General features: G+C 37.4%; 18 protein-coding genes, 1 tRNA gene, 1 pseudogene and 1 riboswitch. Of the genes and pseudogenes, 9 read left to right on the plus strand and 11 right to left on the minus strand.

The genetic code is table 11. From position 1 onward, the window contains the following. From A0F92_RS01645 to A0F92_RS01655, 3 genes and pseudogenes are all read left to right on the plus strand, one after another. Positions 1-371 (plus strand): annotated as a pseudogene (locus tag A0F92_RS01645) (integrase core domain-containing protein); the annotation flags it as partial. A 245-nt stretch (positions 372-616) separates the two neighbouring features. Continuing rightward, a complete protein-coding gene (locus A0F92_RS01650; RefSeq protein ID WP_068241027.1) occupies positions 617-2,074 on the plus strand; it encodes a M20/M25/M40 family metallo-hydrolase in 1,458 nt (485 codons plus the stop codon). Between the two features lie 105 nt (positions 2,075-2,179). Beyond that, a complete protein-coding gene (locus A0F92_RS01655; RefSeq protein ID WP_068241029.1) occupies positions 2,180-3,013 on the plus strand; it encodes a CvfB family protein in 834 nt (277 codons plus the stop codon). An 82-nt stretch (positions 3,014-3,095) separates the two neighbouring features. Here A0F92_RS01655 and A0F92_RS01660 read toward each other — a convergent pair whose 3' ends face one another. Then, positions 3,096-3,596: a DUF4399 domain-containing protein gene (locus tag A0F92_RS01660; protein WP_167516732.1), complete on the minus strand. Its 501-nt coding sequence runs from the start codon at positions 3,594-3,596 to the stop codon at positions 3,096-3,098. 212 nt (positions 3,597-3,808) lie between these two features. On the opposite strand from A0F92_RS01660, the gene A0F92_RS01665 reads away from it, so the two are divergent. Continuing rightward, complete coding sequence (locus A0F92_RS01665) at positions 3,809-4,858, plus strand: NAD(P)-dependent alcohol dehydrogenase (RefSeq protein WP_068241033.1); 1,050 nt, start codon at positions 3,809-3,811, stop codon at positions 4,856-4,858. A 96-nt stretch (positions 4,859-4,954) separates the two neighbouring features. On the opposite strand, the gene A0F92_RS01670 is transcribed toward A0F92_RS01665, so the two are convergent. Continuing rightward, positions 4,955-5,944, minus strand: coding sequence for an aldo/keto reductase (locus A0F92_RS01670; RefSeq protein ID WP_068241039.1), 990 nt, complete (start codon positions 5,942-5,944; stop codon positions 4,955-4,957). Positions 5,945-6,001: 57 nt separating this feature from the next. Next, positions 6,002-7,006, minus strand: a complete 1,005-nt coding sequence (locus tag A0F92_RS01675) for a potassium channel family protein (RefSeq protein ID WP_068241069.1) — start codon at positions 7,004-7,006, stop codon at positions 6,002-6,004. A gap of 137 nt (positions 7,007-7,143) precedes the next feature. On the opposite strand from A0F92_RS01675, the gene A0F92_RS01680 reads away from it, so the two are divergent. Continuing rightward, positions 7,144-7,578 (plus strand): FKBP-type peptidyl-prolyl cis-trans isomerase, encoded by a 435-nt coding sequence (locus A0F92_RS01680; protein WP_068241041.1) that lies wholly within the window; start codon positions 7,144-7,146, stop codon positions 7,576-7,578. A gap of 7 nt (positions 7,579-7,585) precedes the next feature. Here A0F92_RS01680 and A0F92_RS01685 read toward each other — a convergent pair whose 3' ends face one another. Further along, entirely contained in the window at positions 7,586-9,484 is a 1,899-nt protein-coding gene (locus tag A0F92_RS01685) for an ABC-F family ATP-binding cassette domain-containing protein (RefSeq protein ID WP_068241070.1), read from the minus strand. A 206-nt stretch (positions 9,485-9,690) separates the two neighbouring features. Here A0F92_RS01685 and A0F92_RS01690 point away from each other — a divergent pair, with 206 nt between their 5' ends. Together A0F92_RS01690 and A0F92_RS01695 are read left to right on the plus strand one after the other, a co-directional pair. Beyond that, positions 9,691-11,232 (plus strand): hypothetical protein, encoded by a 1,542-nt coding sequence (locus A0F92_RS01690; RefSeq protein ID WP_167516733.1) that lies wholly within the window; start codon positions 9,691-9,693, stop codon positions 11,230-11,232. A gap of 1 nt (position 11,233) precedes the next feature. Then, the gene (locus tag A0F92_RS01695) at positions 11,234-11,710 is read left to right on the plus strand and encodes a GAF domain-containing protein (RefSeq protein ID WP_068241045.1); all 477 of its coding nucleotides are present in this window, start codon (positions 11,234-11,236) and stop codon (positions 11,708-11,710) included. 2 nt (positions 11,711-11,712) lie between these two features. On the opposite strand, the gene A0F92_RS01700 is transcribed toward A0F92_RS01695, so the two are convergent. After that, positions 11,713-13,251 (minus strand): glycoside hydrolase family 28 protein, encoded by a 1,539-nt coding sequence (locus tag A0F92_RS01700; RefSeq protein ID WP_167516734.1) that lies wholly within the window; start codon positions 13,249-13,251, stop codon positions 11,713-11,715. A 295-nt stretch (positions 13,252-13,546) separates the two neighbouring features. Here A0F92_RS01700 and A0F92_RS01705 point away from each other — a divergent pair, with 295 nt between their 5' ends. Then, on the plus strand, positions 13,547-14,773 hold the full coding sequence (locus A0F92_RS01705; RefSeq protein WP_068241049.1) for a 4-hydroxy-3-methylbut-2-enyl diphosphate reductase: 1,227 nt from the start codon (positions 13,547-13,549) through the stop codon (positions 14,771-14,773). A 59-nt stretch (positions 14,774-14,832) separates the two neighbouring features. Here the strand turns inward: A0F92_RS01705 and A0F92_RS01710 are convergent, their stop codons facing one another. The 5 genes from A0F92_RS01710 to A0F92_RS01730 form a co-directional block, all read right to left on the minus strand. After that, entirely contained in the window at positions 14,833-15,018 is a 186-nt protein-coding gene (locus tag A0F92_RS01710) for a hypothetical protein (RefSeq protein WP_068241051.1), read from the minus strand. Positions 15,019-15,105: 87 nt separating this feature from the next. After that, positions 15,106-16,419 carry a ribosome biogenesis GTPase Der gene (gene der / locus A0F92_RS01715; RefSeq protein WP_068241053.1) on the minus strand — a complete coding sequence of 438 codons (1,314 nt, stop codon included), beginning with the start codon at positions 16,417-16,419 and terminating at the stop codon, positions 15,106-15,108. 30 nt (positions 16,420-16,449) lie between these two features. Next, entirely contained in the window at positions 16,450-17,322 is an 873-nt protein-coding gene (era, locus tag A0F92_RS01720; RefSeq protein ID WP_068241055.1) for a GTPase Era, read from the minus strand. Positions 17,323-17,380: 58 nt separating this feature from the next. Then, positions 17,381-17,452, minus strand: a tRNA-Met gene (locus A0F92_RS01725). Between the two features lie 57 nt (positions 17,453-17,509). Further along, entirely contained in the window at positions 17,510-18,235 is a 726-nt protein-coding gene (locus A0F92_RS01730) for a head GIN domain-containing protein (RefSeq protein WP_068241057.1), read from the minus strand. Between the two features lie 107 nt (positions 18,236-18,342). Continuing rightward, positions 18,343-18,464, plus strand: a riboswitch (TPP riboswitch). A gap of 64 nt (positions 18,465-18,528) precedes the next feature. On the opposite strand from A0F92_RS01730, the gene A0F92_RS01735 reads away from it, so the two are divergent. Then, positions 18,529-20,913 (plus strand): TonB-dependent receptor, encoded by a 2,385-nt coding sequence (locus A0F92_RS01735; RefSeq protein WP_068241059.1) that lies wholly within the window; start codon positions 18,529-18,531, stop codon positions 20,911-20,913. Positions 20,914-20,969: 56 nt separating this feature from the next. On the opposite strand, the gene A0F92_RS01740 is transcribed toward A0F92_RS01735, so the two are convergent. After that, positions 20,970-21,278, minus strand: a complete 309-nt coding sequence (locus A0F92_RS01740) for a rhodanese-like domain-containing protein (protein WP_068241061.1) — start codon at positions 21,276-21,278, stop codon at positions 20,970-20,972. Between the last annotated feature and the right edge of the window lie 10 nt (positions 21,279-21,288).

Consider the following 21,288-nt stretch of genomic DNA (forward strand, 5'->3'; position numbering starts at 1 on the left):
CTAAACAACTGCCACTGCTGCGGATTTTAACTGATCGTGGAACCGAATTCTGTGGCAAGCCGGAGTATCATGAGTATGAATTGTATCTTCAAATCGAAGGAATAGAACACTCAAAAACGAAAGCCCGCAGCCCTCAAACCAATGGTATCTGTGAACGTTTTCATCGCACCATTCAGGAAGAATTTTATGCAGTAGCGTTCAGAAAAAAAATATACACCTCCGTAGATCAAATGCAGCAGGATCTTGACCAATGGCTAAGACACTACAATGAAGAGCGGACACACTCAGGTAAATACTGCTATGGCAAAACGCCCATGCAAACTTTTATTGACAGTGTGCATTTAGCCAAAGAAAAACGTATCGATGAACTCTTGGAAAAAGACGCTAACTTTAGCATGTCAGAAGAAGCGGAAGCAGGCTCTGCTGAGGAGCAACCTGCCAGGAATATTCTGACCGATGAAAATAATAAAGCGGTTGATCAAAACCCAACCACTTTTAACCAATAATTTTTATCGCATATGCCTTAAAAAAACCTGCTCTAAATTTAACCGGTTGTCAGATTAAGTAGTAGCAATTACATATTATTTTACTTCAAAAAACCAACACTACTACACTTATGAAATATAATTGGATTAAAATCTTGATGGCATCTTTTTTAGTCTTGCTGATTACCCTTATTCTCCACACTGTTTTTCAAAAACCCTGGCCTGCACAAAAAGCAAAAGCATTATTGCCATTACCCGACTCGGCTATTGTACACATGAGCCGGGCAGTTCAAATATCTACTATATCGCCGGAAGATACCCTGCATATTGATACCCTGCATTTCACTCAATTCAATCAATTTTTAACAACTTCCTATCCATTCATTCATCAGCAACTCAAAAGAACCGTGGTAAATGGTTATAGTTATGTGTACGAATGGGATGGAACAGATAAAACTTTGGCACCTATTATTTTAATGGCTCATTATGATGTGGTACCCGTTGAAAAAGCCTCAGTTTCAATGTGGAAACATCCGCCATTCAGTGGTGCAGTAGCAGACAGTGCCATTTGGGGACGCGGCTCTGTTGATGATAAATCGGGTGTTGTTTCGATATTAGAATCCGTAGAACAATTATTGAAGGAAGGCTATCATCCTAAAAGAACTGTTTTACTTTGCTTTGGCCACAATGAAGAAGCTACTGGAACCGGCGCCATTGCCATTGTTGATACTTTGCAAAAAAGAGGTATACGTGCAGATTTGGTGATTGATGAGGGTGGCGAAATCAGTACCGAAAAAATGAAAGATGTGCCACGCCCCATTGCTTTTATTGGTGTAGCAGAAAAAGGTTACGCCACTTTTCAGTTAAAAGTAAGTATTCCGGGCGGACACTCATCGAAACCAGCCAGAGAAACCGCAATCGATGTATTATCGAGAGCTTTATATAAATTACGCAGCACACAAATGCCTGCAAAAATTACAGCGCCCGTTGCTACTTTTTTAAACAGAGCAGGTACTTCTTCTACTCATTTTTTAAATAAGGTACTGCTCACCAATCAATGGATATTTTCATGGGCAGATAAAAGAATTCTATCTGCCAGTCCCGAAAATAATGCCATGATCAGAACAACCATAGTACCCACCATACTGGAAAGTGGTGTAAGAGAAAATGTAATACCCACTATTGCAACTGCAATTGTAAACTCCAGAATTCTTTCGGGAGAAACAACCCATGATGTCATTCAATTTATGAAAAATACCATTCAGGATGAAAGGGTACAAATAACAGTTACCGGAGATTTTAATGCAGAACCATCTGCTGCTACCGATACACATGGACCCGCATTTTTAGCCGTACAACAGGCTATTACTGATGTGGTGGATGATGTAATACCCGTTCCATTTATTATGATAGGTGCTACGGATAGCAGAAGCTATCGAAAAATCAGCAATGGCGTGGTTAATTTTTCTGCATTGAAAGATAGTAAAGGCTATCATGGATTAAATGAACGGTTACCCATTATCGATTACAAAAGATGTTATAATTTCTATAGAACTATTATTGAAACCGATGCAGGTTTGGTTCATTGAGAATAATGGCCGGTTTATAAAAAATTTTAATGGCTAATCACCTAATTTCAGTTTTATATGGTATATTATAAAAGCATTGCTATTTTTACAGATTAATTGTTCAATATGATGATAGAACTTGGAAAATACAATACCCTTACCGTTAGTAGAAAAGTTGACTTTGGCTTTTATATGGATGATAACGGAGAAGGTATTTTATTACCGAAACGCTTTGCACCACCCGAATTAAAAATTGGAGATAGTTTAAAAGTATTTGTATACCACGATTCAGACAACAGACTGATTGCCACCACCCAGCAACCCAAAGGAATGGTTGGTGATATTGTTGTTTTAAAATGTGTAAGCGCAACAGCCGCCGGTGCTTTTTTAGATTGGGGTTTGATGAAAGATTTATTTGTGGCAAAATCGCAACAAATAGTGGGAATGCGCATTGGTGATACTTATTTGGTTAAAATTTACATTGACCAACAAAGCAATAGAATAGCAGCTTCCGAAAAAATAGACCATTTTTTAAGTAATGAAATATTAACTGTTTCAGAAAAAGAAATGGTGCAACTAATGGCTTATCGCAAAACAGATCTTGGATATAGCATGATCATCAATCAGCAACACCTAGGTTTGTTGCATGATAACGAAGTGTTTAAAGATTTGGTGATTGGCAAAATATATGACGGCTATATCAAAAACATATTACCCGATAATAAAATTGATGTGGCATTAGGCAAACCCGGTTTTCAAAAAGTGGCCGATGAAAGTGAACACATTCTGCAACTGCTGCAACAAAACAAAGGCTTCTTACCTTACCACGATAAATCAGCACCGAAAGAAATTTATAAAGTGTTTGGAATGAGTAAAAAAACTTTTAAAATGGTAGTAGGTACATTATACAAAAAAAAGAAAATTAACTTAACCGAAAATGGTATTGAATTAATTGGTTAACCTTATTTAAATACCTACTTACAAAAAAGCCCCACTTTGTTAATGAGGCTTTTTGAATGCAATCAATGTAAGAAAACATCATTTACTTTTTTACATTCACTGTAATGGCAGCAGATAATTTACTTCCATAAGAACGATGAATACCATCTGCAAACTGTAAAGCCAAACGGTGTTTACCAGGTGCTAGCTGAATGGTTGTTTCTTTTTGTGCATTCCCAAAATGCAAATGCAGACTATCTTTTGGAACTACTACACCCATTGGAATAGAATCGCCACTATCAATTAACAAATGATGGTGCCCTGAATTGGCAACCACATGGCCTGATGAATCTACACTAATACCTTCAGCATCCATTTCAATTTTAAGTGGTGAAGTAACCGTCTGCCCATCTTTTAAATTTTTAAAAAACACTTTTGCTCCTGCAGGGATAGCAGGCACAGGAGGTATGGCTTCTTCCATTTTAGCAGCAGTATCTGTTGCTTTTGCAGCCATTGAATCTTTAGAAGCGGCCGATTCTGAACCGGAATTACAGGCAGTAAAAACAATCATTGCTGCCGCCGAAACAAATAAAAACTTACGCATATGTATTATTTTTTAAGTTGGTAAATGCATAATTTATGCATGCTATGCTTTGTTTGAAGTGAATAAAGTTAGCGAAGTATTACGGATAAGTACTTATAATTTTCATTAAAAAACAATTAGACTTGTTTTCCACTTTAACAGTTCTGCATCATTTTTAAACCATTATGAATTACTTTTGTTGTTTCTTTTCTGTAACAAATCAATTCATGAATATGACAGCAACAAAAGCTTATGCTGCACAGGCAGCAACAACCCCTTTAACACCTTTTCAGTTTGAAAGAAGAACACCAGGATCGCATGATGTACAAATTGAAATATTGTACTGCGGTGTTTGCCACTCCGATATTCATCAGGTGCGCAATGAATGGGGCAACTCTATTTACCCCATGGTACCCGGACACGAAATTGTAGGTAGAATTACGCATGTAGGCAACCATGTTAAAAACTTTAAAGTTGGTGATTTAGCCGGTGTAGGATGTTTTGTAGACTCCTGCCGTACCTGTCAAAATTGCTTAGATGGTTTAGAGCAATACTGCGATACAGGTATGATTGGCACTTATAATTCATTAGATAAAGAAGGAAAACCTACTTATGGCGGCTATTCTACTCAAATTGTTGTAGACGAACAATACACCTTAAAAATTCCTACCAATTTACCATTAGAAGGCGTAGCACCACTATTATGTGCCGGTATTACTACTTATTCACCTTTACGCCATGTTGGCGTTAAAAAAGGCCATAAAGTAGCCGTTTTAGGTTTAGGTGGACTTGGCCACATGGCTGTAAAATTTGCAGTTGCGTTCGGGGCTGAAGTAACCATGCTCAGTTCATCTCCCTCAAAAAAAGCAGATGCAGAACGCTTGGGTGCACATCATTTTGCACTTACTTCAGATAAAACAATAATGCAACAATTAGAAAACAAGTTCGATTTTATTTTAAATACCGTTTCTGCTCCGCACGATTATAATGCTTACCTGCCACTTTTAAGAACCAATGGAACCATGATTGTAGTGGGCGTTCCTCCCACTCCATCGCAAGTACCTGCTTTTAACTTAATTGCCAAAAGAAGAAGCATTATTGGTTCATTAATTGGCGGTATTAAAGAAACTCAGGAAATGCTGGACTTTTGTGGGGAACACAATATTGTTTCAGATGTTGAAGTAATTAATATTGATTATGTAAATGAAGCATACGAAAGAGTATTAAAGAGTGATGTTCGCTATCGCTTCGTAATTGATATTGCTTCCCTAAAAAATAAGTAAGGCACAACCAAACAAAAGCCTGTTGCCAACCAGCAAACAGGCTTTTTTATTTAAAAAAATATTGCAATACAATGGTTACAAAAACAATACAAAATATTATCCGTTCAAAGTACCCATCATACTCTCTGGATATCTTGTTCCGGCTGCTGCATCTTTTGGGAATACCGCATCAATAGCAGCTAAATCTTCCTGAGTAAGTTGCACCGATAAAGCACCGATATTTTCATCCAAATACTTCATTTTTTTTGTACCGGGGATAGGGAAAATATAATCACCTTGTGCCAATACCCAGGCTAATGCCAATTGAGCCGGGGTGCATTTTTTTTGTTCAGCCAATTCCGTAATTTTTTCTACCAATTGCAGGTTTTTGGTAAAATTTTCGCCCTGAAAACGGGGAGAAAACCTACGATAATCATCCGATGCAAAATCTTCAAACTTTTTAAACCGCCCTGTTAAAAATCCTCTGCCTAAAGGGCTGTATGGCACAAATGCAATACCCATTGAGCTGCATGCAGCTAACATACCTTCCTCAGGTTCTCTTGACCATAATGAATATTCACTCTGAACGGCAGTAATAGGATGAACGGCATGGGCTTTATGTAAAGTTTCAACAGATACTTCACTTAAACCAATACCCCTAATTTTACCTTCTTTTACCAATTCGGCCATGGCACCCACTGTTTCTTCAATAGGTGTTGCAGGATCACGTCTGTGTAAATAATACAAATCAATCACATCGATATTCAATCTTTTCAAACTGGCTTCGCAGGCCTGCTTTACATATTCAGGTTTTCCATTCAATGCTCTGGTCTGGTTATCGGCTCCACTCCGTACAATACCAAATTTTGTTGCCAGTGTTACCGCAGAACGATGACCTTTTAGTGCTTTTCCAACCAAAATTTCATTGGTGTACGGACCGTACATATCGGCAGTATCCCAAAAATTGACACCAATTTCCAATGCATGATGCAACACTTTTATGTTTTCGTTGTCATCTGCCCGGCCATAAAATTCACTCATACCCATACATCCCAAACCCAATTCAGATGCCAGAATTCCCTGGCTGCCTAATTTTTTTTGTTTCATAAATATATATTTTTAAATTAATGATTCAATTTCATCGATCAAATACCGATTAACTTTTTAACCAAGATTCGATTTCATTTTATGAATTTGTTGCTTAGAGCCTAAAATAATTAATTTCATACCGTCTGAAATAGCAGTATTTTCCGGCGGATTGATCAAAAACCTTCCATTTTTTTGTTTGATACCAATACAATTCACACCTGTTTTTTGCCAATCCATAATTTGTTGTAAAGTGCTATTACGAATGGCTGCAGGTAATTGCTCATACCCTACCGATTCTATATTCATACTTTCATCTTCATGGCCCGTTAAATAATCAATAAATGCAACCACATCAGGTTTTGATACAATGGTAGCCATGTGTTTACCACCAATTTTATCGGGCATAATTACATGATTAGCACCGGCTTTTTTTAGTTTGGGTACTGCTGAATTAAAAGATGCCCTGCTGATAATTTGTAAATGCGTATTTAATGAACGGGCCGATAAAACAATAAAAACATTATCCGCATCATCGGGTAAAGTAGTGATTAAACTTACTGCCCGTTCAATTCCTGCTTTTTTTAACAAAGCATCTTCCGTAGCATCGCCAATAATAAAAATGAGATTAGGATACGCACTGGTAAACTCCCTGATATTGCGTTCTTCCGGTTCAATTACTACAAATGGAATTTGTTGGTCCATTAACGTAATGGCTGCCTGCTGACCATTTCGGCCAAAACCACATATAATTACATGATTGCGGAGGTTATCTAAACTGCTCATAATTTTTTTGTTTTTAAAATACAATTGCATTTCACCACTAATAATATAGCGGGTTAAACTGGCCAAAGCATAAGTAAAGGTTGAAAAAGAAGCAATAATGAAAATTATATTAAATATTTTTCCATTATCAGTAAGTGGCTTTATTTCCTGATAACCAACTGTGGTGATGGTAATGATGGTCATATATAACGCATCTAAAAACGACCAGTGCTCTACCAGCATAAACCCCAAAACGCCAATAGTGAGGACGAGTATGATGATGCCGGCCCAAATAACTAAAGGATGTGTTCGTTTCAAAATATGTTTAGATTTTTTATTTGCAGAACATTTTATCAACTCCCCGCTGCATTGTATTAGGAATATAAAATTAAGTTTATTTCTACAGAAATAGATGAATTACTCCGTTTACAATTAAGTTTGCAAGAAAAAAGCAAATGAGCCTTTCTGATAAACTATTCCAATGGAAATCAAAAAAAGCCAAGGAGAACTTAGCAGGAGGTACAATTTTTCTGGAAGAAAATGCTAAAAGAAATGGAGTAACCTTGCTTACAAGTGGATTACAATTTGAAATTTTAACAGAAGGGCATGGAGAAAAGCCATTAGCTACTGATACAGTAACTTGCCATTATCATGGCACATTGATAGATGGAACCATTTTTGACAGTAGCGTACAACGGAGTACCCCTGCTGTATTTCCATTAAACCGGGTAATAAAGGGTTGGACAGAAGCTTTGCAATTAATGCCGGTAGGTAGTAAATGGCGTTTATTTATTCCGCCTCATTTAGCGTATGGCGAAAGACAGGTAAGTGCTGCCATTGGCCCCAATAGCACGCTTATTTTTGATGTTGAATTAATAGGTATACAATAGTGGATACCTACATTTTATCACTTAATTCAAGCCAACGGTTTTCTTTAACCGAAAGTGCTTCGGTTATTGCTATCATTTTTAAACTTAGCTCCTGTAAAGCATCAAAACTTAATTCACCACTGCTCATTTGAATAGTCAGTTCATTTTTCTGTGCCTCAAGTGTAGCTATTTCCTGTTCTAACAATTCAAATTCACGTTTTTCTTTAAAGCTTAGTTTCTTTTTTTCTTCAGTTGTGCTTTCTGTTTTATTTTTTCCGCCTTTTTCTTCCTTTGCTTCAGACAATGGGCTCACCATGTTCAGTGTTTTCTTTTCCTGATCTTTTAGCCAGATACGATATTGGGTGTAATTTCCAGGAAAATCGCGTATAACGCCATCTCCTTCAAAAATAAATAAATGATCTACCAACCGATCCATAAAATAGCGATCGTGGCTTACAATTAACACACAACCCTGGTATTCGCTTAAAAACTGCTCCAGAACGGCCAAAGTTGGTAAATCTAAATCATTGGTAGGTTCATCTAAAATTAGAAAATTAGGATTTTGAAAAAGCACAATTAATAACTGTAATCGTTTTTTTTCGCCACCACTCAATGATTGTAAATAAGTATATTGTTTATCAGGAGTAAAAAGAAACAATTCTAAAAACTGCGCAGCGCTGATAGAGCCGCCATTTGCCAGAGGAAAGCTTTCGGCAAAAGTTTTTACGTATTCAATTACCCGCATGTTTTCTTTAATCACTAACCCGGCTTGTGAAAAATTTCCAAATAACACCGTATCGCCTATATTGATTTTACCGCTATCGGTTGGTTCAATTTGTTGCAACACATTTAAAAATGTACTTTTTCCTACCCCATTCTTTCCTACAATACCAATACGCTCCCCTTTTGAAAACGTATAATCAAACCCTTTTAATACATTAAGATTGCCATAGCTTTTGCATACTTTTTTCATTTCAACAATCTTACCTCCCAGCCTGCTCATTTTTACGTTTAATTGCAATTGGGCATCTTCTATTCTTTGTTTGGCTTTGGCTTCTACTTCATAAAAATTATCCTGCCTGCTTTTGCTTTTGGTGGTGCGTGCTTTTGGTTGCTTACGCATCCATTCCAATTCTTTCCGGTATTGATTTTTTGCTTTGTCAATACTGGCTAATTCACTTTCAATACGTGCCGCTTTTCGTTCCAGATAATTTTCATAATTACCTTTATACACATACATATTTTCGCGTTCCAATTCCCAAATTTCTTCGGTAACGGCATCTAAAAAATAGCGGTCGTGGGTAACCAATAATAAGGTAACATTCTGCTGACTTAAATAATTTTCGAGCCACTCAATCATTTCAACATCCAAATGGTTGGTAGGTTCATCCATCATTAACAAAGTATGTTGATGATTAAAACCTATGTCAATTAAAGTTTTTGCCAGGGCTACTCTTTTTCTTTGCCCGCCACTCAATGCACTAACCGGTTGTTCTAAATGATGAATGTTTAATTTGGTTAAAATCTGCTTTACCTTCACTTCAAAATCCCATGCCTGATAAGCATCCATTTTTTCAAACAATTCGGCCATTGCCTCTCCATCTTCTTTATCAGCCGCAGCTTCATAAGCCCTGATTACATTCATAACGGGATGATCGGATGAGAATATATTTTCCAATACCGTTAAATGTTCTTCAAATTTGGGTTCCTGCTCAAACAATGCTACGGTAACATCTTTGTGTATAAAAATGGTGCCCGAATCAGCTGTTTCATCCCCATTTAAAATACGCAGTAAGGTTGACTTGCCTACTCCATTGCGGGCAATCAATGCTATTTTATCTCCTTCATTAATGTGAAATGAAATATTTTTAAACAAGGGATTGATCCCATAACTCTTTGTAAGTCCTTCTACAGAAACATAATGCATGCTGCAAATATACTGCCTGATGCAGGTTAAACCGCAAGGTTCAATACAATACGCCACCATCTTTCAACAATATATTCCGCTTTAATGAAATGAGCGCATGTTCTCAGTGAAATGAATACAGATGAATGATTGCAAGTATCTGTTTATTTTTGCGAAATAATCATATACCATTATTTTACAGCGTTATAACCCCAAAAAACAAAGCATTGAAACTTATTGTTCAATTTTTGAAACAACATATTGACACTTGTATTGCTGCAGCACTGGCATTTTACTTTGTATTGTTACTAACGCAACATGGTGGCATTGGTATTTCGCCCGACTCAATTATGTATACCAGCGTAGCCAGAAACCTTACGTTGGGCAATGGCTTTCTGCAGTTTGATGGCAAACCGCTTACCATGTTTCCGGTTGCCTTTCCTTATTTTTTACATTTGATAATGTTGCTAACACAGCAGGATATTGTTGTGGTTGCTCCCTACCTCACCGCTATTTTATTTGCCGGTAATGTTTGTATAGCAGGGTATATTTTAGAAAATGCAAGCATGAAAAATCGTATATACAAAAATGTTGTACTGCTGTTGCTGATAACCAACCCTGCACTTTTGGAGGTGTATACCATGCTTTGGTCTGAAACACTGTTTATTTTTCTGGTAATGTTGTTTATTGTAGTACAACAGCGTTATATACATCACGCTGATTTTAAAAATTTATTATTTGCTGCTGTTATTGCCGGTATTGCCGCCATTACGCGTTATGCAGGTATTACCGTAATTGCAACAGGTTGTTTTTTGTTGCTGTTTGCAACACATTCCAACTGGACAAAAAGATGGATGCATACCATTTTGTTTGGATGCATCAGCAGTAGTTTTTTGTGTATTAATTTGTTATCGAACGTACTACAGTCGGGATATTTAACCGGTAAACGATTACCGGCAGATACAAGCTTTATTGAAAACATGCAGCTATATGGCAATGTACTGGCAGGATGGCTGGGCTCTAATCATCCATCCATGCTTTATGCGTTGTTGTTGGGTATTTTATTAATCATCATCACAGGAATTTATTTGTATACAGCCATCGTTCATCAAAAAAAGGAAATAGGTTTTACTGTTATTGCTGAAGCTTTTCTTCTGATATATGTGTTGTTTATTATTCTTTCTTCTACATTTTCTAATTATGATGATATCAATAATCGCTTGTTGGCACCAGTTGCCATTCCATTTTTTTTAATCATTTGTGCCGGAATTCATCAAATGATCAATGCCTCCCAAAAATCATCCAGAACAACCATGATTCTGGCCGGATTACTGGCCTTATTTGCTTTCATAGGCAATTTAAATAATGGCTATACTACTTTAAAAAACAATCATGAAGCGGGTATTGGAGGTTATGCGGAAGATTACTGGCAATCATCTGATATATTGCATTTTTTAAAAACTTCTCCATTTACAGATACTGCTACCATTCCTTTATACAGTAATGACTATGCTGCCATTTATTATTTTACCGGAAAAAAAGTAAAAACCTTACCCGAACTAACCCACGAAAATGAACTCAATGTATTTTTACAAACCAATGCTTTGTATGTTATTTGGCTAAATAGTGGCGACAACCCTGATTTGATAGAACATAATGAAATTAATAAAGTAAAACAATGCATACTGATGCATACATTTTCAGATGGAATTATTTACAAATGCATTCCATTAAATAAACCATTCGTTCAAAAAGATTCAATACCATAATATGGCAGAAAATTTCATAAAAGCAGCAGGAAGTAAAATAGAACAATACAATACTTTGCTACCACAAATAGCAGCCATTATTGAGGGAGAAACTGATTTAATTGCCAATTTAGCCAATATAGCTGCCATGTTAAAAGAACAATTTAACTGGTTATGGGTGGGGTTTTATCTGGTAAAAAATGATGAACTGATTTTAGGGCCTTTTCAGGGCCCCATTGCCTGTACACGCATACGCAAAGGCCGTGGCGTTTGTGGCACCAGCTGGCAACAGGCAGCCACCATTGTTGTTCCGGATGTAAATGCTTTTCCGGGACATATTACCTGCAGTAGTTTATCACAATCAGAAATTGTAGTTCCAATCTTGCATAAAGGTGCTGTTATGGGTGTGTTGGATGCAGATGCAAAAACTGTTTCACAATTCGATGAAACAGACAGGTTGTATCTGGAACAAATTGTGCAGTTAATACCGCTTACTTGAACCTATTCTGTTATTTGAATATTTTTACAACCATTGGTTTCAAAAAGAGGTTGTTTACCGGTAACAATGTGTACATTTTTCAAAAACAGGTCTGTTGCATTTTCGCAGGCAAAGCCTGATTTGGCTGCTATGACCATATCTTTAAAATGTAATTGCCGAATCAATGCATCGGGCATTCCCTTAATACTGATTGCTTTGGCAGCACCATTACAATAAATGTTCTGAAAATAAAAGTTTGAAAAGTTGGGCACTTTATCCATGGATTGTTCATGTAAGGTTGATTTTTCTTTTCCTGCAGGCATATCTTCATAATATGTATCAAACCCTATGGCCTCATTTACAATATTGGCCATATAAATATTCTGCACATATATATCTTTCACTGTTCCGCCTCGGCCGGCATTACTTTTTACCCTTACACCCATATCAGTGCCAATAAAGCTGCAATTGTTTACAAATATGTTTTGCATACCACCATCGGTATTGCTGCCAATTACAAAACCACCATGTGCATGATATACAATACAATCTGCCATAATTACATTGGCTAACTCCGGCACACCGGGTATTTTTTCGCCGCTCGATTTCATACAAATACCATCATCACCTGCCGTAACGGTGCATTTGTAAATCATAACATTTTTACAGGAACTAATATCAATACCATCCCCATTTTGTGCCCAGTATTCATTATTCACCTGTACATTTCTAATCACCAGATTGGTGCAATGTTGCGGATTCATTACAAAATTGGGTGCGTTTTTAAAAGTAGGCCCATCTATCAACACTTTATCACAATCCACCAATACCACCATTTTGGGTCTGATAAAATCACGTGCCGGCAAAAAATCATCCGCCGTTAGCGCTTCTTTTTTCCGGATCGATTTTAAATATTTCTCGCCATTCATCGCTGCTTCTGAAGGCCTCCAAATTTGTCCATCTTTATTCAATACACCACCTACCGATAAAAAATGTTTCCATTGAATTTCCGAAACTTTCGATTTTTTTACCGGGCGCCAGGCTTCTCCTGAACCATCCAATATGCCGCCACCGGTAATGGCCACATTTTTTAATTGATAACCATAAATGGGTGGCTGTACAATAAAATTTTTGGTGGTATTTTTTGATGCCGGTATAATGGGATAACTATTTCTATCGGGTGTAAATAATACCACTGCACCGGTTGATACATGCAAATTAATATTACTTTTAAGGGTAATAGGTCCGGTTAACCATAAGCCCGATGGTATTAGCACCGTGCCACCACCTGCTTTGCTGCAGGCCTCAATAGCATGTTGTATAGCATTGGTATTTAATGCCTGACCATTTCCTATGGCTCCAAAATCGGTGATGGTAAAAGTATTTACCGGAATGGCTGGTAAAACTAATTCAGGCATGGCAAAAGGCGCCATTTTACGATAATCATCCATGGTTTTATCCTGTGCAACTACCCGGGTTACTACTGATAAACTGCAGATTACTACCATCAACAACAACCTGTATTGTATTGAGAAGGAATGAAAAAAAATTGTTGTTTTCATAAATAAGTTTGTATATCATTTTTGAGCAATCGGTTATTCCTATTAGTCAAATCTATTGTGCATTGAAGAGGAACAGAAAAAATTTTACGGAAACGTTCCCGAAAACGAAATGCGCAGGTGCGCATGAATTGCAGCCGAACATTGTACCTTTGCATGCATGATATTACAACTTTACAGCAGTTAAATGGTTATACCATTAAAATCAAATTTGTAGCACGAGTAGCAATTAGCAACTGAAGTATATTTTGAAACTTTTGAAAAAACATTACCTGCATTAACCCATAATGAATAAAGTATGAAGCAATTTAATGTTCCGGTATTTTATAGAAGCCACTTAATTAGCCATATCAAAAATTATAGGAGGCAAGCTGATAAACTAAAAAAGGACTTTACCCCAACTTTATTAGATTTTGGACCACTGCAAATTTATTTGGCGCGCCATTTCGGCTTTTGTTATGGTGTTGAAAATGCTATTGAAATTGCTTTTAAAACCATTGAAACGCATAAGGGGAAACGTATATTTTTATTGAGCGAAATGATACATAACCCTCAGGTAAATGCCGATTTAAAAGCCGAAGGGGTTTTATTTTTGCAAGATAATTTAGGTAACCAACTCATTCCATTTGATGATTTAAAACAGGATGATATTGTTTTAATTCCGGCTTTTGGTACCACGCTGGCCATTGAAAAAATATTACACAAAAAAGGAATTGAAACAGCACAATACAATACGACCTGCCCTTTTGTAGAAAAAGTATGGAACCGAAGTGAACAGATTGCACAAAAAGGTTATACCATTATTATTCACGGCAAACCAAAGCATGAAGAAACAAGGGCTACTTTTTCGCATGCAGCTGCCAATACAGCCACATTAATTATTAATGATATGCGGGAAGCCATTCTATTGGGAGAATTTATAACCGGCAACAGACCCTCTGCAGCATTTTATGAAGTATTCAAAGGGCATTTCTCTGAAGGTTTTGATGTGGAAAAGGATTTGCAGAAAATTGGCGTAGTAAATCAAACCACACAATTAGCTACCGATACCCAGGCCATAGCTGATTATTTAAAAAATGTAATGATTGTAAAATATCAATTAACCGATGCTACCCTGCAACAAAGATTTGCTGATACCAAAGATACATTGTGTTATGCTACCAACGATAACCAAACTGCAGTAACAGGTATGTTGCGTACTCCTGCCGATTTGGCTATTGTCATTGGAGGTTATAAAAGCAGTAATACTTCACACCTGGTTGAATTGTGCGAACAGCAATTACCTACTTATTTTATTGATAGTGCCAATAAAATATTAGATGCACAAAACTTAGTGCATTGCAACTGGCAAACCAAAGCAACCCAAACCATTTCAGGTTATTTACCGGGCAAAACGCCTCTTAAAATTTTAATTACCAGCGGGGCCAGTTGTCCGGATAATATTGTAGAAGCAGTAATAGAAAGGCTGGTATCATTTTTCCCCGGCGCCAAAACAATGGAAGCAGTTCGCACTGCTTTTCAATAACAAGAAACCCTCCTGAAATGAATCCGGAGGGTTTCTTCAATATCTGCAAAAGATAAGAACTACATTTTTTTAGTAGTGTCCATTGCTTTTTTAGCAGTATCCATAGCTGGCATGCTGTCATGTTTCATGGTTGTGTCCATAGCAGGAGCAGTTGTTGCTGTAGAATCTGCTTTTGCTTCTTTGTTTTCACCGCTGTTGCAAGCTACAAAACCTGCGATTGCTAAAAGAGCTAATAATTTTTTCATTGTACTTGTTTTTTTAAAATTTTAAAATTTGCGCAAATATAGGCTTCACGCTTAAAATACACAAAATTTAACGATATTTTTTGTTATTTATTTTTTCCGAAAGAAAATTCTAATGGGTACGCCCTTAAAATTAAAGTGTGTACGGAGCTGATTTTCCAGATAATTTTTGTACGGCATTTTAATATCATCCGGGAAATTAGTAAAAAAAGCAAAAGAAGGCACATGAGTTGGCAACTGGGTTACATACTTTATTTTTACAGTATGCCCCCGCACTACTGGTGCATGGTAGGCTTCAACCGCTTTTAGCATTACTTCATTTAGTTTGGATGTAGCAATTTTTTGTTGCTTACTTTCAAATACCACCATACCGGCTTCCAGCACTTTTAGTAACCTTGTTTTTTCCAATGCTGAAATAAACAAAACGGGCACATCGGTAAATGGCGCAATTTTTTCTTTTAATTTTTTCTCATAATCACGGGCAGTATTGGTGATTTTTTCCATCAAATCCCATTTATTAACCACTACTACCACACCTTTTCCTTTACGGGTAGCCAAACTAAATAAGGCTACATCCTGAGCAGTAATGCCCTTTTGTGCATCAATTACAATCAAACAAACATCGGCTTCATCCATGGCTTTAATGGCACGGATTACAGAATAAAATTCTAAATCGTTTTTCTCGCTGTTTTTTTTCCGAATACCTGCGGTATCAATTAATATACATTCTTTATTGAATAAGTTGTAATGAGTATGAATGGTATCACGGGTGGTTCCGGCAACATCACTTACAATGGTTCTTTCTTCACCCAGCAAAGCATTCAGTAATGAAGATTTACCCACATTCGGCTGTCCTATAATGGCTAATTTGGGAATTGTTTTTTCTGTTGTTTCCTTTTCATCAAGCACTTCAGGTATATTGGCCACAATAGCATCTAATAATTCGCCGGTACCCGTTCCACTGATACTGCTGATGGTATAAATGGTATCAAAACCCAGACGATAAAATTCGGCGGCTTCTAATTCGCGCTGCCCATTATCAACTTTATTCACAGCCAGAAACACCGGTTTTTTTGCCTGCCGCAGCAAATGCGCCATGGCATCATCTAAATCGGTAATGCCCACGGCAACATCTACCATAAAAACAATGGCATCGGCTTCCTGAATGGCAATTTGCACCTGCTTACGAATTTCTTTTTCAAATACATCCTGCGAATCGGGCACAAAACCGCCGGTATCAATTACATTAAAGGTTTTGCCGGCCCATTCAGAAATACCATATTGCCGGTCGCGGGTTACGCCGCTAATATCATCTACAATAGCTTTGCGCTGTTCTAATAAACGGTTAAACAGTGTACTTTTCCCCACATTTGGTCTGCCTACAATTGCTACTGTATAGCCCATAATTCACATTTTTTACAGATGGTTAAATTTTTAATGGTAGCCAAATTCTTTCAAAAACAAATCATTATCCCGCCATTTTGGCCGCACTTTTACAAATAATTCTAAAAATACCTTCCTACCTAAGAAGGCCTCTATATCTTTTCTGGCCAAAGTTCCAATTTCTTTTATTTTATTGCCCTGATGCCCAATGATGATCGATTTCTGGGTATCTCTGTTTACAATAATATCGGCCTGTATTTTAATGAGGTGTTCTTTTTCTTTAAACTCGTTTACCAGTACCGCCACATGGTAAGGTATTTCCTCTTCAAACAAAGTATAAATTTTTTCCCGGATTAATTCACTCACAAAAAAACGGGTGGGTAAATCACTTAATTCATCTTCGGGATAAAAAGGTGCTCCTTCAGGCAAAAAATCAACGATTGAATTGACCAGTTCATCGGTTTTTTGCTGCTGCAATGCTGCAATGGCCAACACTTTTTTAGCATAAGGTTTTGATTCAAAGAAATGAATGGCATTTTGCAACACTTCTTTGCCCACCTTATCTTTTTTATTCAACACCACAATAACGGGCACTTTTAAATGCAGCGATTGAAACAGAGCATCGCAACTTTCCAAATCGTCGGTAACATCTGCTAATAAAATGGCCACATCCGCATCTTCCAATGCACTTTTCACTGCACCCATCATTTTTTCGTGCAATTTGTATTTGGCTTCAATGATCCCTGGTGTATCTGAAAATACAATTTGGTATTCGCCAGGTTTGCTTAAAAACCCTTTGATACGATGGCGTGTGGTTTGCACTTTTGAAGAAACAATAGCCAGCTTCTCGCCCAATAAGGTGTTGAGTAATGTGCTTTTACCTGCATTGGGTTTCCCAAAAATACCTACAAATCCCGCTTTCATGATGATAACTGTGTTTAAAAACTAAAAGCCTCACGAATTGAGGCTTTTAAAGTTTTAGTTGCGAGGGGGGGAATCGAACCTCCGACCTTCGGGTTATGAGCCCGACGAGCTACCGCTGCTCTACCTCGCGATTTAATGAGTTGCAAAAGTAAGGTTAGCGAGGCGAACTGCCAAAACTAATTTAACATTAGTCTTCTTTTTTAATGGAAGATGCGCCGCTCGACTGAATATTTTGAATAACGGGGTTGCCTTTATATCGTATACTGCTGGCACCACTGGCTTCTAATCGGGTAAAAGTTTTTTCTACATTTACACGAACATTCGATGCGCCGGAAGCAGATACATCGCAGTTGGCTACGGTTAAATCATAACCTTTTATTACACTGGCGCCGCTAACATCTACATTTAAAGTTCCTACCTGTCCTTTCATTGTTGCATTGGATGCTCCGCTTAAGTTAATGGATAATTCAGCTACATTAAAACTGCCTTTTACATAACTGGCACCGGTTGCTTTTAATTTTAAAGCATTTCCTTTTAATTGATCAACAATATTCAACTGGCTGGCTCCTGAAAGCACAATTTTATTTAAATCAGTAACTGTTACATAAGCTTTAATTTTTTTATCGCTCCAATTCCATTTGTTCCAAAAACCACTTTCCGTATAAATGTGCAATACACCATTTTTTACTTCAGTGATAATTTTTGCTTTATCGCCCTCATCGGCACTAATGGCAACGGCATTAGTATTACCTTGTGAAAGGTACACCGTAACAGCACCGGAAACATCTAATCCGGAAAAATTGCCCACCTTCCGTACTTCGGCATTGGCATCATACACCAAATTTTTAACTTCCTGCCCTTTTACAAAAGAAAGCGACAGAAGGGTTACCAGCATCAACATTATTTTTTTCATTGTTATTTGTTTAAAGAAATGAAACAAAAAAGTTAGTTTTTACATTGAAACGCAGCACTGCAAAAAAAGTTACACCCTTTTAAATTTTTACGCATTAATTTTGCGGCAGATTTTCCTCGGGGTGCTGGATTGCCTTGATGGGTTAACACATCAACAACATCCGGCTGAGATAATACCCGTTGAACCTGAACAGGGTAATTCCTGCGAAGGGAAGGTGTACTGCTTATTTTAGTCAGCCTCTCCATTAGCACAGCTCCCTGTTCCCAAATTTTTTAACCATTTAATCAAAAAAAATGAAATTCTTTTTGGGAACGCTGGCATTTTTGCTTTGTTACGTTAACAGCTTTAGCCAGACAAAAAAACATCCTTTTCTTTCGGGTGTAGTAGTAGATGCACAAACCAAAAAACCCGTTGCAGGTGCTGCTATTACAACGCAAAACAGAACCACCATTACCGGTGATGATGGCCATTTTATTTTCATGAACCTGATAACCGGCAATACTACCGTTGTTGTAAACAGCATTGGATTTGAAGTGTACAAGCGTACCATTCAAATACCTCAGGAAGGACAAAAGTTAGAGATTACTTTAACCAACATTCCATTATTCCTACAGCCTTTAGAAGTGAAGGCCATCCGCGCAGGCAGTAAAGCGCCATTTGCAGTTACCAATATCAATGAACAGGAAATTGCCAAAACCAATCTGGGACAGGATATTCCATTCCTCCTCAACCAAACCCCTTCTGTGTTTGTAAACTCAGATGCCGGCAATGGCATTGGCTATACCGATATCCACATCAGAGGTACGGATGCTACGAGAATAAATGTTACCCTTAATGGTATTCCTTATAATGATGCAGAAAGCCAGGGTACTTATTGGGTGGATTTACCTGATTTTGCTTCATCGCTCAATAGCATTCAAATTCAGCGTGGCGTAGGTACTTCCTCCAACGGCACTGGCGCATTTGGCGCTACCATCAACCTTTCTACCAACGAATTTCATGAAAAGCCTTATGCTGAAGTCAATAATAGTTATGGCTCTTTCAACTCCTGGAAAAATACATTAAAAGTTGGGAGTGGTTTGCTGAACGGACACTTTACCGTTGATGCCCGTTTGAGCAAAATCAGCAGCGATGGATATATTGACCGTGCCAGCTCACTGCTGCAATCATTTGCGCTTTCTACCGCTTATATCAACAAAAAAACTTCCATTCGTTTTAATATTTTCTCCGGAAAAGAAAAAACTTATCAGGCTTGGTACGGCGTACCCGATACCCTGCTGGCAAAAGACAGAACTTATAATCCCGCAGGAACCGAGAAACCCGGAACACCTTATGATAATCAAACAGATAATTATCAGCAAGATCATTATCAACTATTCCTAAATCAGGAAATTAATCACCAATGGAGCTTTAATACCGCTTTATTCATGACATTTGGCAGAGGTTATTATGAGGAATACAAAGCGGCTCAAAATTTTACCGACTATGGTTTAATGCCTTTTACCATTGGCAATACGATATTAGATTCAACCGATTTAATTCGCCGCCGTTGGTTAAGCAACCATTTTTATGGGCAAATTGCCTCACTACAATACAAAAACACCAAAGATGAACTCACTATTGGTGGTGGATGGACCCGGTATGAAGGCAACCATTTTGGTAATGTTATTTGGGCTCAATATGGTTTAACAACGCCTAATTATCAATACTACTATTATCCTGCCGTAAAAACCGATGTAAATGTGTATACCAAATGGCAACACAATTTTGCAAAGTACTGGTATAGTTTTGCCGATGTACAATACCGTACCGTTACCCACAACATGCAGGGCTTTGAAGGAAATGGCAATTTAGATGTAAACCGTACTTTTCACTTCGTGAATCCGAAAGCAGGTATTACTTACAGCCACAATAGCTGGCAGGCTTATTTCAGTTATGCATTAGGAAATAAAGAACCCAACAGAGATGATTTTCAGGCCAGTTTACAAAACCAGCCCGTTGCTGAAACGCTTCACGATTTTGAATTAGGCGTTGCACGGAAAAACAGCCGCTTTAACTATAGTGCTAATCTGTATTGCATGCTGTACAAAAACCAATTAGTATTAACGGGTGTTATTAATGATGTAGGTGCATATACGCGTATCAATGTACCGAACAGCTATAGAATGGGTATTGAATTACAGGGCGCTTACATATTTAACCAATGGCTAAATGTACAGGCCAATGCCAGCTTTAGCAGAAATAAAATAAAAAGTTTTACGGAGTATATCGACAATTATGATACCGGTGGGCAAAATGCTGTGCAGCACAGCAATACGGATATTTCTTTTTCACCCGATATTATTGGCGGTGCTACCATCAATATTATTCCTGCAAAAAATATTACCCTTAGTTTGTTAAGCAAATATGTAAGCAAACAGTATATGGATAATACCCAAACCGAAAACAGAAGTTTGCCCGGCTTTTTTACTGAAACCGTTCGCACCAGTTATACTGTAAAGAATGTAGTATTTAAGGAATGGAATTTTATTCTGCAGGTGAATAATGTATTCAATAAATTATATCAGCCCAACGGTTATACCTATAGTTACATCAGCAACAATCAGTTGTACACCGATAATAATTATTTCCCCATGGCCGGCACTAATTTTATGATGGCTGTGAATATTTCTTTATAAAGATTGTACACAAATTCAACAAAGAAGGTTAGCCGGTTCATCAGCTAACCTCTTTTTTATCGGCCAAATTTATCTTCCCATGCCAGCATACCACCGGCTAAATTAGTAACATCACTAAAACCCAATTGCTCTAATATCATGGCAGCCTGCATGCTTCTGTTGCCACTTCTGCAATACACAATAATAGGTTCCTCTTTTAAATCTTCAATCGCTTCAATTTGCATGGTTTGCACTTTGCCTAAAGGCAGCAAAATTCCACCAATATTAAATTCTGCATTTTCATGCGGTTCCCGCACATCAATCAGATTTACCGATTCCCCATTTTCCATTTTCAATTTTAATTCATCGACCGTCAGTACTTTCATATATAAGTAA

The organism is Hydrotalea flava (assembly GCF_001623405.1).
Taxonomy (GTDB): Bacteria; Bacteroidota; Bacteroidia; order Chitinophagales; family Chitinophagaceae; genus Hydrotalea; species Hydrotalea flava.